17 protein-coding genes are annotated in these 16,671 nt (G+C 75.5%); 10 read left to right on the plus strand and 7 right to left on the minus strand.

Annotated features, from left to right (window positions below; genetic code table 11):
• From BM048_RS15150 to pknB, 4 genes are read left to right on the plus strand one after another with little or no spacing between them, the layout of a single operon-like run.
• Complete coding sequence (locus tag BM048_RS15150; RefSeq protein ID WP_090034334.1) at positions 1 to 1,500, plus strand: FtsW/RodA/SpoVE family cell cycle protein; 1,500 nt, start codon at positions 1 to 3, stop codon at positions 1,498 to 1,500.
• Positions 1,497 to 2,951, plus strand: a complete 1,455-nt coding sequence (locus BM048_RS15155; RefSeq protein ID WP_090034298.1) for a peptidoglycan D,D-transpeptidase FtsI family protein — start codon at positions 1,497 to 1,499, stop codon at positions 2,949 to 2,951. The genes BM048_RS15150 and BM048_RS15155 overlap by 4 nt, the downstream gene beginning before the upstream one ends.
• Positions 2,948 to 4,243, plus strand: coding sequence for a serine/threonine-protein kinase (locus tag BM048_RS15160; RefSeq protein WP_090034336.1), 1,296 nt, complete (start codon positions 2,948 to 2,950; stop codon positions 4,241 to 4,243). The genes BM048_RS15155 and BM048_RS15160 overlap by 4 nt, the downstream gene beginning before the upstream one ends.
• Complete coding sequence (pknB, locus tag BM048_RS15165) at positions 4,243 to 6,321, plus strand: Stk1 family PASTA domain-containing Ser/Thr kinase (protein ID WP_175499572.1); 2,079 nt, start codon at positions 4,243 to 4,245, stop codon at positions 6,319 to 6,321. The genes BM048_RS15160 and pknB overlap by 1 nt, the downstream gene beginning before the upstream one ends.
• Before the next feature lie 88 nt (positions 6,322 to 6,409).
• Here pknB and BM048_RS15170 read toward each other — a convergent pair whose 3' ends face one another.
• From BM048_RS15170 to BM048_RS15185, 4 genes are all read right to left on the minus strand, one after another.
• Entirely contained in the window at positions 6,410 to 7,033 is a 624-nt protein-coding gene (locus BM048_RS15170; protein WP_090034299.1) for an aminodeoxychorismate/anthranilate synthase component II, read from the minus strand.
• Positions 7,030 to 7,269: a hypothetical protein gene (locus tag BM048_RS15175; RefSeq protein WP_090034301.1), complete on the minus strand. Its 240-nt coding sequence runs from the start codon at positions 7,267 to 7,269 to the stop codon at positions 7,030 to 7,032. Before BM048_RS15175 ends, BM048_RS15170 begins: the two co-directional genes overlap by 4 nt.
• A 77-nt stretch (positions 7,270 to 7,346) precedes the next feature.
• On the minus strand, positions 7,347 to 8,168 hold the full coding sequence (locus tag BM048_RS15180; protein ID WP_244890641.1) for a class E sortase: 822 nt from the start codon (positions 8,166 to 8,168) through the stop codon (positions 7,347 to 7,349).
• On the minus strand, positions 8,165 to 8,905 hold the full coding sequence (locus BM048_RS15185) for a DUF881 domain-containing protein (protein WP_090034303.1): 741 nt from the start codon (positions 8,903 to 8,905) through the stop codon (positions 8,165 to 8,167). The genes BM048_RS15180 and BM048_RS15185 overlap by 4 nt, the downstream gene beginning before the upstream one ends.
• Before the next feature lie 115 nt (positions 8,906 to 9,020).
• Here BM048_RS15185 and BM048_RS15190 point away from each other — a divergent pair, with 115 nt between their 5' ends.
• Positions 9,021 to 9,272 carry a cell division protein CrgA gene (locus BM048_RS15190; RefSeq protein ID WP_090034304.1) on the plus strand — a complete coding sequence of 84 codons (252 nt, stop codon included), beginning with the start codon at positions 9,021 to 9,023 and terminating at the stop codon, positions 9,270 to 9,272.
• A gap of 169 nt (positions 9,273 to 9,441) precedes the next feature.
• Here the strand turns inward: BM048_RS15190 and BM048_RS15195 are convergent, their stop codons facing one another.
• Together BM048_RS15195 and BM048_RS15200 are read right to left on the minus strand one after the other, a co-directional pair.
• Positions 9,442 to 10,152 (minus strand): rhomboid family intramembrane serine protease, encoded by a 711-nt coding sequence (locus BM048_RS15195; protein WP_239079008.1) that lies wholly within the window; start codon positions 10,150 to 10,152, stop codon positions 9,442 to 9,444.
• 235 nt (positions 10,153 to 10,387) lie between these two features.
• Positions 10,388 to 10,927 carry a peptidylprolyl isomerase gene (locus BM048_RS15200; protein WP_090034306.1) on the minus strand — a complete coding sequence of 180 codons (540 nt, stop codon included), beginning with the start codon at positions 10,925 to 10,927 and terminating at the stop codon, positions 10,388 to 10,390.
• Positions 10,928 to 11,117: 190 nt separating this feature from the next.
• Between BM048_RS15200 and BM048_RS15205 the strand changes: the two genes are divergently transcribed.
• The 4 genes from BM048_RS15205 to BM048_RS15220 all read left to right on the plus strand — a co-directional run bounded on the left by BM048_RS15205 (position 11,118) and on the right by BM048_RS15220 (position 15,110).
• Positions 11,118 to 12,209, plus strand: a complete 1,092-nt coding sequence (locus tag BM048_RS15205; RefSeq protein WP_175499573.1) for a hypothetical protein — start codon at positions 11,118 to 11,120, stop codon at positions 12,207 to 12,209.
• 174 nt (positions 12,210 to 12,383) lie between these two features.
• The gene (locus BM048_RS15210; RefSeq protein ID WP_239079007.1) at positions 12,384 to 13,847 is read left to right on the plus strand and encodes an MFS transporter; all 1,464 of its coding nucleotides are present in this window, start codon (positions 12,384 to 12,386) and stop codon (positions 13,845 to 13,847) included.
• A complete protein-coding gene (locus tag BM048_RS15215) occupies positions 13,844 to 14,527 on the plus strand; it encodes a GNAT family N-acetyltransferase (protein ID WP_244890642.1) in 684 nt (227 codons plus the stop codon). Before BM048_RS15210 ends, BM048_RS15215 begins: the two co-directional genes overlap by 4 nt.
• A gap of 34 nt (positions 14,528 to 14,561) precedes the next feature.
• Positions 14,562 to 15,110, plus strand: a complete 549-nt coding sequence (locus BM048_RS15220; protein WP_090034307.1) for a hypothetical protein — start codon at positions 14,562 to 14,564, stop codon at positions 15,108 to 15,110.
• 6 nt (positions 15,111 to 15,116) lie between these two features.
• Here BM048_RS15220 and BM048_RS15225 read toward each other — a convergent pair whose 3' ends face one another.
• On the minus strand, positions 15,117 to 16,091 hold the full coding sequence (locus BM048_RS15225; RefSeq protein ID WP_090034308.1) for an aldo/keto reductase: 975 nt from the start codon (positions 16,089 to 16,091) through the stop codon (positions 15,117 to 15,119).
• Positions 16,092 to 16,384: 293 nt separating this feature from the next.
• Here BM048_RS15225 and BM048_RS15230 point away from each other — a divergent pair.
• Positions 16,385 to 16,671 (plus strand): hypothetical protein (locus tag BM048_RS15230; RefSeq protein ID WP_217644271.1); only part of this gene is annotated, 287 nt, incomplete at its 3' end.

The raw sequence follows: 16,671 nt of genomic DNA on the forward strand, positions 1-16,671 counted from the left end.
GTGGCCACCATCGCCTCCCACCAGGTCCGTGCCGGGCGCACCACCGAGCTCGGGCTGCTCGTCCTCGCCCTCGCGCTGGGCGTCGGCGCGTACGCCCTCGTCGGGCTGGGGACGGCCGACGCGGTCCCCACCAACTGGCTCGGCTACGCCATCGGGCTGACCGTGCTGTCGCTCGCGCTGCACGGGGTGCTGCGCTGGCGCGCGCCCTACGCGGACCCCGTGATCCTGCCGCTGGCGGTCGGCCTCAACGGCATCGGCCTGGCGATGATCTACCGCATCGACCTCGCGGAGGAGACGGGCTTCTCGGTCCGACAGCTCACGTGGACCGCGCTGTCGATGGTGCTGGCCGCGGCCGTGCTCGTCTGGCTGCGCGACCACCGCACGTTGCGGCGCTACACCTACGTGGCGATGCTGGCGGGCCTCGTCCTGCTCGTGCTGCCGCTGCTGCCGTTCATCGGGGCCACGATCAACGGCGCCCGGATCTGGGTGCGCGTCGGCGGCGTCGGCCTGCAGCCCGCCGAGTTCGGGAAGATCGCGCTGGCCGTCTTCTTCGCGGGCTACCTCGTCAGCAACCGCGACACGCTCGCGCTCGCCGGCCCCAAGCTGCTGGGGCTGCAGCTCCCGCGGGCCCGGGACCTCGGCCCGATCCTCCTCGTCTGGCTCGTCTCGCTCGGCGTGCTCGTCCTCGAGCGGGACCTGGGGACGTCGCTGCTGTTCTTCGGGATGTTCGTCGCGATGCTCTACCTCGCCACCGAGCGCGTGAGCTGGGTGGTGATCGGCCTGGCCCTGTTCGCCGGGGGGGCCGCGGCGGCCGCGTCGACCTTCGGGCACGTCGCCGCGCGGTTCGACGTGTGGCTGCACGCGCTCGACGACGAGGTCTACGCGCGCTCGCCCGGGGGGTCCGGCCAGCTCGTGCAGGGGCTGTGGGGCATGGCGAGCGGCGGCCTGTTCGGCACCGGGTGGGGCGAGGGCCGCCCCGATCTGGTCCCCTACGCCGAGTCGGACTTCATCGTCGCCTCCCTGGGCGAGGAGCTGGGGCTGACCGGTCTCATGGCGGTGCTCGCCTGCTACCTCGTCCTCGTGCAGCGCGGGCTGCGCACCGCGATCGGGGTGCGCGACGGCTTCGGCAAGCTCCTGGCCGGCGGGCTGTCGTTCGTCATCGCCGTGCAGTGCTTCGTCGTCGTCGGCGGCGTCACGCGCCTCATCCCGCTGACCGGTCTCACGACGCCGTTCCTCGCCTACGGCGGCTCGTCGCTCGTCGCGAACTGGGTGGTCGTCGCCCTGCTCCTGCGCATCTCCGACGAGGCCCGCCGTCCCGCCCCGGCGGTCCGCACGGTCACGCCCGGCGGCGGCACGCCCACCGGCGGGCCCGGCACGGGCACGCCGGCGCACGGCACCCCCGTCGTCACGGGCACCCCGGTCGGGCCTGGCGTCGGGCGCGCCGGCGGGGACGGGGACGACGACCAGCCGACCGAGGTGGTCCGGGGGGTGCCGCGGTGAACACACCCCTGCGCCGCCTGGCGTCCGTCGTCCTCGTCATGTTCCTGGCCCTGCTCGGCAGCGTCACCGCGGTGCAGTACGTGCAGGCGGGCTCGCTCAACAACGACCCGCGCAACGTCCGCACCATCTACCGCGAGTTCGGCAACGCCCGGGGCTCGATCGTCGTCGCGGGGGAGGCGGTCGCGTCCTCCACGCCGGTCGACGACGCCTTCGGCTACCAGCGCGTGTACGCCGACGGGCCGCTGTGGTCGGCCGTCACGGGCTTCTACTCCATCGCCAACGGGGCGGGCTGGGGACTGGAGGACACGCAGGACGACGTGCTCACGGGCCGGTCCGACCGGCTGTTCTTCTCCCGCCTGCGCGACGTGCTCACCGGGCAGCGGCCGGAGGGCGCGACGGTCGAGACCACGCTCCTGCCCGCCGCGCAGCAGGCGGCGCGGGACGCGCTCGGCCAGCAGCAGGGCGCCGTCGTGGCCATCGAGCCGGCCACGGGCCGGATCCTCGCGCTCGTGTCCACCCCCGGCTACGACCCCAACACGCTGGCCGTCCACGACACCGCCGCCGCGTCCCAGGCCTTCGACGAGCTCGTCGCCGCTCCCGGCAACCCCCTGCGCTCGAAGGCGACCCAGGAGAACTACCCGCCCGGGTCGACGTTCAAGCTCGTGACGGCCGCCGCAGCGCTCGAGGACGGGCGCTGGACGCCGGAGAGCGAGCTGCCCGCGCCGACGGAGCTCGAGCTGCCGCTGAGCTCCTCCACCCTCGGCAACTTCGGCGGTGGCGGCTGCGGTGCCGACCCGATCAGCCTGGCCGACGCGCTGCGCGTCTCCTGCAACACCGCGTTCGCCGGCCTCGGCATCGAGCTCGGCGCGGAGGCGCTGGAGGAGCAGGCGCAGCGGTTCGGGTTCGACGCCGACCCGCCGGCGATCCTGCCGAACGCCGCCGGCAGCACGTTCCCCGACGACCTCGACGGCGCGCAGACCGCGCTCGCCGCGATCGGCCAGGGCAGCGTCACCGCGAGCCCGCTGCAGATGGCCCTGGTGGCCGCCGCCATCGCGAACGACGGGGTGCTCATGGAGCCGACCCTCGTCGACACCGTGCGCGCCGCGGACCTGTCCGTGGTGTCGCGGACCGAGCCGTCCGTGCGGTCCGAGGCCGTCTCCGGCACCACCGCCGAGTCGCTCACGCGGATGATGGTCGGCGTCGTCGAGGGCGGGTCGGGGACGTCGGCGCAGATCGGCGGCGTCCAGGTGGCCGGGAAGACCGGCACCGCCCAGACCACCGCGGAGGCCGCCCCGCACGCGTGGTTCACGGGCTTCGCCCCGACCGACGACCCCCGGGTCGCCGTCGCGGTCTTCGTGCAGAACGGCGGGGACCTGGGCTCGGAGGCGACGGGTGGCCGCGTGGCCGCGCCGATCGCCCGGGCCGTCATGCAGGCGGTGCTGGGCTCGTGAGGACCGGGGAGGGCGTGGTGCTGGGCGGCCGCTACCGCCTCGTGCGGCCGATCGCGACCGGCGGCATGGGCGAGGTGTGGGCGGGGGAGGACGAGTCGTTGCACCGGCCGGTCGCGGTCAAGGTGCTGCGCGAGGAGTTCGCGGGCGACCCGGCCTTCCTCCAGCGCTTCCAGGCCGAGGCCCGCAACAGCGCCGACCTGCACCACGAGAACGTCGCGCAGATGTACGACTACGGCGAGCAGGACGGGTCCGCCTACCTCGTGCAGGAGCTCGTCGAGGGCGAGCCGCTGAGCGACATCCTCGAGCGCGAGCCCGTGCTGCCGCCGGCGCGGCTGCTGCCGGTCCTCGCGCAGACCGCGCGGGGACTGGACGCCGCGCACCGGGCGGGCGTCGTGCACCGCGACGTGAAGCCGGGCAACATCCTCGTCACCGCCGACGGGCGCGTGAAGATCACCGACTTCGGCGTCTCCCGCTCGGACGGGCAGCAGGCGATGACGGCCACGGGCATGGTCATGGGGACGGCCCAGTACCTGTCGCCCGAGCAGGCCGTCGGGCGGCCCGCCACGCCGCTGTCGGACCTGTACGCGCTCGGCGTCGTCGCGTACGAGGCGCTGGCGGGGAAGCGGCCCTTCACGGGCCCGACGACCGTGGACATCGCGGTGGCTCACGTGAACTCGCCCGTCCCGCCGCTGCCGCCGGCGGTGCCCGTCGCGCTGGCCGCGCTCGTCCTGCGGCTGCTGTCGAAGGAACCGTCGGCGCGCCCGCGGTCCGGCGCCGAGCTCGCGCGGCTGCTCGAGGAGGCCGGCACCGCGCTGACGACCTCCCGCACGCCCGTCTGGCCGCGCACCGGCGTCGTGGGTGCGCCGCCGTCGTTCGCGCCCCGGTCAGCACCGGGCGCAGCAGGTACGGCGGCGCCCGTCCAGCCGTCGTCGCCCCCGTCGTCCGTGCCCCCGTCCGTCCCACCACCCGTCCGGCCCGGCGGGCCGCGGACGGCGGGCGGGACCGCCGCGGGGTCGCCACCACCACGGGCGAGCGGCCCGCGCACGGCCGTCCAGCCCACGGTCCGACGCCGGCCGCGGCGCCGCGGCGCGGCGGGCCGGTGGGTCCTCGCGCTGGTCGTCGCCGGGCTCCTCGTGCTGCTGGGCCTGCTGCTGACGGACCGCACCGGCGGACCCGTGGGCGGTGCCGCCGGCGGTGCCGCCGTCGGCGCGGGTGCGATGATCGGCCAGGACGCCGGGCCGGGGGCCACGACCCCGGCCGGGCACTCGGAACGAACGAAGGATCTCCTCTGATGGACGACGGATCGCGCATCCTCGCGGGCCGCTACGAGGTCGGTGAGACCATCGGCCGCGGCGGCATGGCGGAGGTGCACATCGGGCACGACCGCCGGCTGGGCCGCACGGTCGCCATCAAGATCCTGCGCTCGGACCTCGCGCGTGACCCCTCCTTCCAGGCGCGGTTCCGGCGCGAGGCGCAGGCCGCCGCGGCGCTCAACCACCCCGCGATCGTCGCCGTGTACGACACGGGCGAGGACCTCGTCACCGAGCGCACGGGCGCCACGAGCCACGTGCCCTTCATCGTCATGGAGTACGTCGAGGGCCACACCGTCCGCGACATCCTGCGCGACGGGCACGCCGTGCCCATCGAGGAGGCCGTGGAGATCACCACGGGCGTCCTGTCGGCGCTCGAGTACTCCCACCACGCCGGGATCGTCCACCGCGACATCAAGCCCGCGAACGTCATGCTGACGCCTACGGGTGCGGTCAAGGTCATGGACTTCGGCATCGCGCGGGCGCTGGCCGACTCCTCGGCCACCATGACGCAGACGCAGGCCGTCATCGGCACGGCCCAGTACCTGTCCCCCGAGCAGGCCCGCGGGGAGAGCGTCGACGCCCGCTCGGACCTGTACTCCACGGGCTGCCTGCTGTTCGAGCTGCTCACCGGCCGGCCGCCGTTCCAGGGCGACTCCCCGGTCTCGGTGGCGGTGCAGCACGTGCACGAGCAGCCGCCCGTGCCGAGCGCCCTCGCAGGGGACGTGCCCGAGACCCTTGACCGGATCACGCTCAAGGCGCTGGCCAAGGACCGGACGAACCGCTACTCCTCGGCGGCGGAGTTCCGCGCCGACCTCGAGCAGGCGGTCCGCGGCGGGTCCGTGACCGCGCCGTCGGTCGCCGCGGCGCTGGCCCTGCCGGCGGCGGGGGACGCGACCGCCGTCCTGGCACCCGCACCGGCCGCGGCGACGACGGCCGCCCTCCCGCCGACCGCGCCCGCGTGGGCGCCGCGCACCGCGGGACCGCCCACCGGCCCGACGACGGCCGCCACCCCCGTGGTCGCCGACGAGCCGCCGCGCAGCCGCCGGGGTCTCGTCGTCGCCCTCGTGCTCGTCGGTCTGCTCGCGCTGGCGGGCATCGTCGCCCTCCTGCTCAACCAGCGCGACGCCGGGCCGGAGACGGTCGCGGTGCCGCCGGTGGTCGGGCTCGTGGAGGCGGACGCCGTGGCCGCGCTGGACGCGGTGGGGCTGGAGGACCGGCACGCCGAGGCGGCCTCGGACAGCGTCCCGGAGGGCCAGGTCATCAGCAGCGACCCCGAGGAGGGGCAGCAGGCCGAGCTGGGCAGCGAGGTCACGCTCACCGTGTCGACCGGACCGGCCGAGGTGGTCGTGCCGGACGTGTCCGGCCGCTCGGAGCAGGAGGCGACGCGGATCCTCGAGGCGGAGGGCCTCGTCGTGTCCGACGACCGGCAGACCGAGGACAACCCCGACTTCCCGGCGGGCCAGGTCACGAAGACCGACCCCGCCGCCAACGCGCCGGCCGCGGACGGGCAGACGGTGACGCTCTTCGTGTCCACCGGCAACGTGCAGGTGCCGGACGTGACGACGAAGAACGTCGACGAGGCGATCGCGCTCCTCACCGACCTCAACCTGCGCCCGGCCACGACCAACGTCGAGACCGGCGACGCCGCTCCTGGCACGGTCGTGTCCCAGGACCTGCCGGCCGGCGGGCTCGTGCGCCAGCAGACGACGATCACCCTCGAGGTCGCGACGGCCCCGACCACCGCGACGGTGCCCACCGACCTCGTCGGCAAGGGCTACGACGACGTCGCCGCCGCGCTGGACGCGCTCGGGCTCGTCCCCGAGCGGGTGGACGCGCCGTCCGAGCAGCAGCCCGCCGGCGCGGTCGTCTCCACCAACCCCGCGGGCGGCACGACCGTCCGGGCGGGGTCCACCGTCCAGGTGACGGTCTCGTCGGGGGCGGGCGCCTCGCCGTCCCCCACCGCGACGGGCGGCGGCAACGGGAACGGCGGCGGCAACGGTGGCGGGAACGGTGGCGGCAACGGCGGCGGCAACGGTGGCGGGAACGACGACGACTGACGCGCGGGACCGTTGACGTGAGGAGGCCCCGGACCGCACGGTCCGGGGCCTCCTGCGCGCTGCCGCCCGACGACGGGTCGGCGACCGCCTACAGACGCACGAGCGGGTGCAGGCCCTCGGCGCGCTCGACGGCGTCGCGGCTGCCGCAGACCCCGAGCCAGTTGGCCAGCAGGCGGTGGCCGCCCTCGGTCAGCACGGACTCGGGGTGGAACTGCACGCCGTGCAGCGGGAGCTCCCGGTGCTGCAGCCCCATGATGATGCCGTTGGCCCGCGCGGTGACCTCGAGCTCGTCGGGCACGGTGCCGTCCACGACGGCGAGCGAGTGGTACCGCGTGGCGGTGAACGGCGTGGGCAGCCCGGCGAGCACGCCGGCCCCCGCGTGCTCGACCCGGCTCGTCTTGCCGTGCATGAGCTCCGGCGCGTGCGTGACCGTCCCGCCGAAGGCTTCGCCGAGGGCCTGGTGGCCGAGGCAGACCCCCAGCATCGGCGTCGCACGCTCGGCGCAGTCCCGGATCACCTGCAGGCTCTGGCCGGCCTCCTGCGGGTTGCCCGGTCCGGGCGAGACGAGCACGCCGTCGAACGCCGCGCGGTCCTCGACCGGCGGCACCGCGTCGTTGCGCACGACGACGGTCTCGGCGCCGAGCTGCTGCAGGTAGCCGACGATCGTGTAGACGAAGGAGTCGTAGTTGTCGACCACGAGGATCTTGGTCATGGCTCACCCACCGTGGTGTCGTTGAAGGGCATGAGGGGCGCGACCGCGGGGAATACCCACGTGAACAGCGCGGCCAGCACGGCCGCCGCGAGGACCAGCAGCAGCAGCGCGCGCACGACCACGGGCCCCGGCAGGTGACGCCACAGCCATCCGTACACGTCCACCACCTCCCCGCCTGTCCCGTGCTCGTCGCCGTGCTCGTCGCCGTGCTCGTCCCCGTGCCCGTCCCCGTGCACCTCCGCGCGGATCCCCGCGCGCCGTCCCCCATGATGCCTGGCCTGTCCGTGCCAGGGCACCACGCCGGCACGGGGCATCAGGCGCCGGGCAGCAGCTCGGCCGGTGTCCCGTCCGCGACGGGCGCCCAGTGGTCGAGCACGCCGTGCACGACGTAGCGCTCGCGAGCGGAGTACATGGGGTGGCACGTCGTCAGCGTGATGGTCCGCTCGGTCGGCTCCGCCGACGGGTCCCCCGGCACCGGCGCGATGACGTCGACGTCCGCCGGCGTCACCACGTCCCACGAGGTGACGCGGTACACGTACCAGGTGTCGTCGGTCCGCACGACGAGGGGGTCGCCGACGCCCAGCTCCTCGATGCGGTGGAACGGCTTGGCGTAGGTGGTCCGGTGCGCCGCCACGGCGAAGTTCCCGACGCCGCCCGGCATGGCCGTGCCCTCGTAGTGCCCGATGCCGAGCACGTCGAGCACCGTCTCCCGGTCGGTGCCCTGGCTCACGGGCCGCTCGGGCTCGCCGGCCCACCGCGGCACCTGCAGCGTGGCGAAGGTCGTCGCGTGGGCGGGCTCCTCGTCGACGGGCGGCTCGTCGTACCGCGGCGGCGCCACCACCGGCGCGGGCGCGGGCGCCGCGCCCTCCTCGTCGCCGGTGCCGTCGGCCGGGGCCGTGGTCGGCGGCTCCTCCCGCTCCAGGCCCGCGACGACGGACGCCTGCTCGCGGTTGCCGACCACGTCCGTCCACCACAGCTGCCACGCCAGGAAGGCCAGCAGCAGCACACCGGCGGTGATGAGCAGCTCGCCGAGCACCCCCACGGCACCCCAGGCCGCCCCGGCCGCCCGACCTCCGCGACGCGGCGTCACGGGGACCGCCGGTCCCGTCGCCGTGGTCGCCGTCGCGCCCGTCACGGCGCCACCGCGAGCGCGTCGACGTCGTCGGGCACGCGCGCGGTGCCTAGGTCCGTTACGCCCGTGTAGGCGGGCAGCCGCAGCCGGTCCTCCGCCGCCACGGACCAGCCGAGCCCGTACTCGTCGACCGCCTCCTGGTAGAGGCGGACCTCCCGCGAGCGCCCGAGCGCGGCCCGCAGCGACTCCGGGTCCCCCACGGCCTGCACGGTGTAGGGCGGGGAGAACACGCGCCCGTGCAGGCGCAGGACGTTCCCGACGCACTCGAAGGCCGTGGTCGAGACGACGCGCTGGCCCATGAGCGTCATCGCCTCGGCCCCGCCGGCCCAGAGCGCGTTGATGACGGCCTGGAGGTCCTGCTGGTGCACGACGAGGATGTCCGCGTCGACGCCGGGCTGGTCCGGCGGTGCGTCGTCGAGCTGGACCGTCAGCCCCGGGCCCGACACGGGCACGGTGCCGCCCGCGACGAGCAGGGCGGGCGCCGGGGTGGGTGCCGGCGCCCCCTCGGCCGCCGCGATGCCCTCGCTCAGGGCGTCGACCTCCGCGCGCAGCGCGTCGACACGGCCCGCGAGCCCCGTGACCCGGTCGGACTCCGCCTCGAGCAGCCCCGCGAGGTCCTGCGGCTGCCGGGTGGCGGAGCCGTCCGCGACCCGGGCGTTGGCGGCGAACAGCACCGCGCTGAGCGCCGCGACGACCCCGATGGACAGCGCGGGGCGCAGGCGGCGCGGCGACGTGGTCACGGAGGCCTCCTCCCCGGGGGCAGCGGCGGGCCCGCACTACGCTAGGTCAGAGCAGGCCGGCGCGGGTCCACCACCCACATCGGCGCCCGCCACCCGCCGAACGAGGAGTGCGTCCGTGCCCGAGTCGAGGTCCCGCAAGAAGCCGGCCTTCACGCCGCCGCCCACCGGCACGACGGCGGCCCGCAAGCCCAACCCCGCCTGGTGGGTGCCCGTGATGCTCGGGCTCATGCTCGTCGGGCTCGTATGGGTGGTGACGACCTACCTGTCGAACTCCCAGTACCCGATCCCGTCGATCGGCCGCTGGAACCTCGGGGTGGGCTTCGCGATCATGCTGGTCGGCTTCGGGATGACGACGCGCTGGCGCTGACCGCCCGCCTGGCGCGGCACGAATGACACCGGTGTCGTTCTCCCCAGCGGTGGACATGCCTGTGGAAATCACACCGGTGTCATTCGTCCCCAGCGGTGGACCGCCCTGTGGACGACCCGGAGGGCTGTGGACGACGAGGCGTCTGTCGCCGCAGGGGTCGCACGCGACGTCAGACGAGGCCGACCGCCGCGTAGGTGACGACGGCCGCCACGACCAGGACCACGAGCGTCCCGACGCCGGTGGCCACCGCGACGGCCCGTCGTCGGGCGCGGGGCGCGTACGCCAGCGCGGCGCCGACCGCCGCGCCCGTGACGAGCCCGCCGAGGTGCCCCTGCCAGGAGATGCTCGGCACGACGAACCCGAGCACGAGGTTCACGACGAGGACGCCGACGATGCCGCGCGCCGACCGGCCCAGCCTGCGCAGCACCACGAGCACCGCGCCGAACAGCCCGAACACCGCCCCCGACGCGCCCACCACCGGCGTGAACCAGGAGTCGGTGGGGGTCGCGAGCAGCAGCACCGCGACGGACGAGCCGACCGCGCTCAGGCCGTAGAGCAGCAGGTAGCGCGCGCGCCCGAGCGACTGCTCGAGGAACGGCCCCACCGCCCAGAGCGCCACCATGTTGAACGCCAGGTGCAGGATGCTCGTCGGCGAGTGCAGGAAGGCGGCGGTGAGGAACCGCCAGGGCTCCGCGGCGCCGACCACCGGTGCGAAGGCCCACCGCCCCGTCCACCCGGGCACGAGCCACTGCAGCCCGTACGAGCCCACGCACAGGGCGATGAGCACGAGCGTCACCACCGGCCGCCCGTCGCGCAGCCGGCCGCCGAAGGCCGTCCGCACCTGGGGTGCCGTCCGCGCGGCCTGCGCGACGCAGTCCACGCACTGGATCCCGACCGCCGCCGGGCGCTGGCAGTCCGGGCACGTCGGGCGGCCGCAGCGCTGGCAGCGGACGTACGAGACGCGGTCGGGGTGGCGGGGGCAGACCGGGACCGCGGCCGGGCCCCCCGCCGCCGGGCCGGGGTCGACCGGCGGCCCCGGCGGCGGGGGTGGGGCGGGGGGCGGCGGCACGTGCGTCACGGGCGGCGGTCCGTCCCCGACCCGGCCGCGGCGGTGCTCAGGACTCGACGTCGACCGACGTCAGCACGACGTCGGTGACGGGCCGGTCCCCGGGACGCGTCGGCGTGGCGGCGATGGCGTCGACGACCTTCTTGCTCTCCTCGTCGGCGACCTTGCCGAAGATGGTGTGCTTGCCGTTGAGCCAGCCCGTGGCGGCGACGGTGATGAAGAACTGCGAGCCGTTGGTGCCGGCGGGGCGGCCGGTGACCGGGTGCGGGCGCTTGCCGGCGTTGGCCATGGCGAGCAGGTAGGGCTGGTCGAACTGCAGCTCGGGGTGGATCTCGTCGTCGAACTGGTAGCCGGGGCCACCGGTGCCGGTGCCGAGGGGGTCGCCGCCCTGGATCATGAAGTTCGGGATGACGCGGTGGAACACGACGTCGCTGTACAGCGCGTCCGTCCGCTTCTCGCGCGTGCGGGGGTCGGTCCACTCCTGGGTGCCGGTGGCCAGGCCGACGAAGTTCTGGACGGTCTTCGGCGCGTGGTTCTCGAACAGCTCGACGCGGATGTCGCCGGCGGACGTGTGCAGGGTCGCGAACATGGGTCCATCCTGGCACGCAGGGCCTCGCGCGCAGGATCTGGAGGGGCCGAGGGGAGGCGCGCGCGAGGGGTGACCAGGGCGGCGGCGGTGCGGGGGACGCACAGGTGGCTCGTCGCCCGGAACCGCTGCGCGCGTGCGCCGTCGGTGGCAGAGTGAGTGGCCACGCCACGACCGCCACCGGAGGCAGACCATGAGCTTCAGCATCCGCCGTCCCCCCGTCGAGCTGGACAGCGAGCTGATCAAGCAGCGGGCCGCAGGCCTGTCGGCCACCGCGGCCGACGCGATCAAGCACAGCAGGGCCACCGCCGCCGTCGCCGCCACCACGGCCGGCGTCGGTGCCGCCGAGGCGCTCAAGCAGAGCAAGGTCGCCGCCGAGAAGGCGGCCCTGTACGCCACCGAGGCCAAGGACTACGCCGCGCCGAAGGTCGAGGCGCTCGTCGAGTGGCTCGCCCCGCGCATCGAGACGGTCTACAAGGAGAGCGTCAAGGCCGCCGCGCCCCGCGTGGAGAAGGCCGCCGAGCGGGCGACCCCCGCCATCGGCACCGCGCACGACAAGCTCGTCGCGGACCTGCTGCCCAAGCTCGTCGCCGCGCTCAACGAGGCGGCGGAGAAGGCCGGGGCCGCCGCGACCGCCGCCGTCGACGCGGCGGCCGAGCGCGCGGAGTCGAGCCGGGCCGCCGTGCAGGCCGCCGCGGCCACCGCCGCCGGTACCGCGGTCGTGCAGCAGAAGAAGGGCGGCGCCGGCAAGGTCTTCTGGGTCGTCGCCGCCGTCGCCGGCACGGGCGCCGCCGCCTACGCCTACGTGCGCAGCCGCTCCGCGGGCGACCCGTGGGCCGAGCCGTGGGAGCCGGCCGAGAAGGCCGACGCCGCCAAGCACCGCGCCGCCGACGCGCAGGACGTGGCCGGTGGCGCCGCCGAGGCGGTGGGCGAGGCCGCCGGCAGCGCCGTCGCCAAGGGCCGTCAGGCCGCCGGCAAGCTGGCCGAGGTGACCGAGGACCTCGGCGAGAAGGTCCAGGAGGCCCGCAAGGACCTGGCCGAGAAGGTCGCCGACGTGGCCGGCTCCGCCAAGGAGGCCACGAAGAAGGCCGGCCGCCGCTCCTCCGGCGGCTCCGCCGGCACCGACGAGGCCGCGGGCAGCGCCGCGGACGCCGCGGCCGCGGTCCAGACGGAGGACGCGGACGTCGAGACGCCGACCGGTGAGGGCACCGCGGCGGGCACGACCGTGACGGTCGACCCCACGGGCGCGCTCGAGACCCGCCCGGAGGGCGAGACCAAGGGCTGACCCCGGCGCCGCCCGTCGGCACGCCGTCCACGAGACCCCCCTGCCCGCCCGGGCCGGGGGGTCTCGTCCGTCCGGCGCGCGGCACTAACGCAGCACCACACGCAGCACCACACGCAGCACCACGCGCGGCACCACCCCTGGGCACCGCCGCCCCGGGGGCCTAGGGTCTGGCGCGTGAGCCGCACGGTGCCGTCGACCGCCACGCCCGCCGCCGTCGCCGGCACGCCGGGTGACCGGCGGCGCATCGCGGCGTGGGCCGCCTGGGACTGGGGCTCGGCGGCGTTCAACGCCGTCATCACGACGTTCGTCTTCACGCGGTGGATCACGTCCGACGCCTTCGTCGACCCGGCCCTCGTCGCCGACGCGGACGCGGAGTCCGCGGCCGGCGTGACGGACGGGCCGGCGCGGGCCGCGGTCCAGGCCGTCCTGGCCGAGCACTCCTCCTGGCTCGGCTGGGGGCTGACCGCCGCCGGGGTGCTCATCGCGCTGCTCGCACCCGTGCTGGGCAGCCGCGTCGACCGCACGGGCCGGCGCACCCGCCGCCTGGGCTTGCTCACGGCGGTGACGGTCCTGCTGTGCTTGTCGCTCGCCGTGGTGCGACCCGACCCGGACGCCCTGGCGACGAACGTCGTCCTCGGCCTGACGATCCTCGCGCTCGCCAACATCACCTTCGAGCTCGCGTCGGTGACCTACAACGGCATGATCACCCGGGTCGCGACCCCCGCGACGTACGGGCGGGTCAGCGGGATCGGCTGGGGGGCGGGCTACCTCGGCGGGATCGTGCTCCTGCTCCTGCTCTTCGTGGGGTTCATCAACCCGGAGGTCGGCTGGTTCGGCGTCACGGGCGAGGACGGGTGGAACATCCGCGCGGCCGTCCTCGTGTCGGCCCTGTGGTTCGCGGTGTTCGCCGTCCCGGTGCTGCTCGTCGTGCGCGACGAGCCCCGGACGGGTCCCGCGCCGGAGCGGCTCGGGCTGCTGGCGTCCTACCGCCGGCTCGCCGCCGACGTCCGGGAGCTGTGGCGGCACGACCGCACCCTGCTCGGCTACCTCGTGGCGAGCGCGGTGTACCGCGACGGGCTCGCGGGGGTGTTCACGTTCGGCGCCGTCATCGCCTCGGGCACCTTCGGGTTCTCGGCCGGGGAGGTCGTCGTGTTCGCCATCGCCGCGAACGTCGTGGCCGGCCTCGCGACGTTCGCCGGCGGGACGCTCGACGACCGCGTCGGTCCGCGGGCGGTCGTCGTCGCGTCCCTCGTCGGGCTGCTCGTCACCGGGCTGGCCCTGTTCTTCCTGCACGACGCCGGACCTGCTGCGTTCTGGGTGGCGGGCCTGCTGCTGTGCGTCTTCGTCGGGCCGGCGCAGTCCGCGAGCCGGTCCCTGCTGACCCGGCTGGCCCCGCCCGGCCGCACGACCGAGGTCTTCGGGCTGTACGCGACGACGGGCCGGGCCGCGAGCCCCCTGGCGCCGCTGGCGTTCTCGGTGTGCGTGTCGCTGTCCGGGTCGCAGCACTGGGGCATCCTCGGCCTCATGGCGGTCCTGGTCCTCGGCCTGGCCGCACTCCTGCCGCTGCGCCTGCGGGACGCGGTGCGCCGCGGCGGGGTCGGTGAGGCCGCGACGCCCGTCGGCGGTGACGGCCGGTGACGGCAGCCATGACCGGCCCGTCGTGGGCCGCGCTGTGGCCGCCGTCGGCGGTGCGCGTCCGCAGCGGCGACCTCGAGCTGCGCTACCTCGACGACGAGCTGCTCCTCGCCCTCGCGGACCTGGCGTCCCGCGGCCTGCACGACGAGGACCGCATGCCGTTCCTCCACCCATGGACGCGCGGCACGCCCGCGGAGGTGGCGCGCTCGGTGCTCACCTACCAGTGGGCGCAGCGGGCGGCGCTCACCCCGTCGCGGTGGTCCCTGGAGCTGGCCGTCCTGCACCAAGGCCGGGCCGTCGGCGTGCAGGCGATGACGACGACCGACTTCCCCGTGCTGGGCGCCGCCGAGACGGGCTCCTGGCTCGGGCGGGAGCACCAGGGGCGGGGCCTCGGGCGGCAGATGCGCCACCTCGTCCTGCACCTGCTGTTCGAGGGCCTCGGGGCGCGGACGGCGACGACCTCCGCCCGCGAGGACAACGCGGCGTCGCTCGGCGTCACCCGGGCGCTGGGCTACCGGCCCGACGGGACGGCCGACGCGGCGGTCGAGGGGATGCCCGCGCGGATCCTGCGGTTCCGCCTGGACCGGGCCGACTGGGACGGGCGCCCGCCAGCGCTCCGACCGCCGGTCACCACCGAGGGCCTCGAGGCCCTGCGCGCCTTCCTGCCCGGCCCGACGGCGTGAGGCGCCCCCCGACCTGGGGCGTTACCGTCCGTGCATGCTGCTCCCGGACCTGCAGTCCCGTCTCCGCATCGCCCTGACCAACACGCTCGTCAACGAGTGGTCGCTCTTCAGCCCCACGGCGGGGACCAGCCGGCCGAGCCAGCGCTCGATCGCCTTCCACCTCGGGTGGAACCTGCGGCCCCTCGTCGAGCGGTCCTGGGACATCGACACCGAGTACGAGCGGTCGGGCATGGCGCTGGAGAGCACCGAGCGCCTCGCCGACCACCGCTCGCCGGACCTCGTCGTCCACCGGCGCGGCAAGCTGGGCCCGGAGCACAACCTGCTCCTCGTCGAGCTCTCCGCCGACGGCAGCCCGGAGGGCGAGGAGTACGGGCTGCAGCTCCAGCGCCGGTTCGGCTACCGGTACGCCGTGGCGCTGTCCCTCCGGCTGCACGACGCGACGACGCAGTGGACGGTCGCCCCGACCTGGCGCTGGTCGGTCCTCGAGCAGGGGCCCGTCACGGAGGGGCCCCAGGACGTGTACCTGCCCGAGGTCCTCGGCGAGATCACCCAGCGCGGCTCGCGGCGCGGGACCGCCCGCTGACCCGCGTCAGGGCGTCGGGCGCGATGCGGCGTCCAGCGCCTCGAGCTCGGCGGGGGTGAGCTCGAGCGTCATGGAGGCGACGAGGTCGGCGAGCTGGTCGGTGCTGCGGGCCGAGGCGATCGGCCCGACGACCGTCGGCTGCCGGCGCAGCCACGCGAGCGACACGGACGCGACGGCCACGCCGTGCGCCTCCGCGACCTCGTCGAGCACCGCGAGCACCCGCCGGCCGCGGTCGTCGAGGTAGCCCGCCGCCTGCCCCGCGCGCGGGCTGTCCACCGCGGGGCCGCCCTCGCGGTACTTGCCGGCGAGGAAGCCCTTGGCCAGGCCGAAGTACGGCAGGACGCCCAGCCCGTACCGCTCCGCCCGCTCCCGCAGGGCCCCCTCGAAGTCGCGCTCGACGAGGTTGTAGTGCGGCTGCAGCGCCACCGGAACGTGCAGCCCCCGCTCCTGCACCGCGGCCATCCAGGCGTCGATGCGCTCGGGCGCGTAGTTCGACAGCGCGACGTGCCGGACGACGCCCTCGTCGACGAGGGCCGAGAAGGCGGTGGCCGTGTCCTCGATCGGCGTGCTCTCGTCGTCGAAGTGGGCGTAGTACAGGTCGATGCGCTCGACGCCCAGGCGCTCGAGCGAGGCGTGGGCCGCACGACGGACCGTGTCGGGCGCGAGACCCCGGAAGTCCGGGTGCTGGCTGACCTTCGTCGCGACGACGACCTCGTCGCGGCAGCCGCGGTCGGCGAGCCAGCGGCCGATGACGCGCTCGCTCTCACCGCCCGTGTGCCCGTCGACCCAGGCCGAGTAGCTGTCGGCGGTGTCGACGAGGGACCCGCCGGCCGCGCGGAAGGCGTCGAGCACGGCGACGGACGCCTCCTCGTCGGCCGTCCAGCCGAAGACGTTGCCGCCGAGGGCGAGCGGGGCCACCCGGAGGTCGGAGGAGCCGACGGGGACGAGCGGGACGGGGGTGAGGCCGGGGTCCGAGGTCATGGGACCACTGTGCCGCGGGGCGCCGACCGTCGCGACCGGGCACGACCGGGCGCCGCACACGCCCGGTCACGGGTGTTTTCACCCGCCCGATCCGTCCTCTTTCCTCCGGACCACGACGTCCGTATCGTTACAGATCCTCCCGACCAGGGGCTTCGCGCTCCGTCGGTCCGGGCGCGAGCGCACGGTTCCGGGCTCAAGTGGTCGTGACGCGGGGCCGATGGCAGGCACGTACCTGAACCGCTGTTCGCCCGGGTGACCGGGCAGACCTCCTCAGCAGAGAGCGAGCACCGATCATGACCTCCACCCGCACCTGGCAGCGCCGCGCGGCCCGCCTCGCCGTCGCCGCCGCCGTCCTCGCCGGCACCGCCTTCGGGACGGCCGGTGCGGCGTCGGCCGCCCCGGTGCCCGCCACGTCGGTCGCGCAGGTCTCCGCGGCGCGGGAGATCAAGGTCGTCGAGCCGGCGCGCGAGATCAAGCGGGAGATCAAGCGGGAGATCAAGGTCCAGACGGTCGCCCGCGAGATCAAGCGCGAGATCAAGGCCCAGACGGTCGCCCGCGAGATCAAGCGCGAGATCAAGGT

The sequence above is a fragment of the Cellulomonas marina genome (genome assembly GCF_900111925.1).
Lineage (GTDB): Bacteria > Actinomycetota > Actinomycetes > Actinomycetales > Cellulomonadaceae > Cellulomonas > Cellulomonas marina.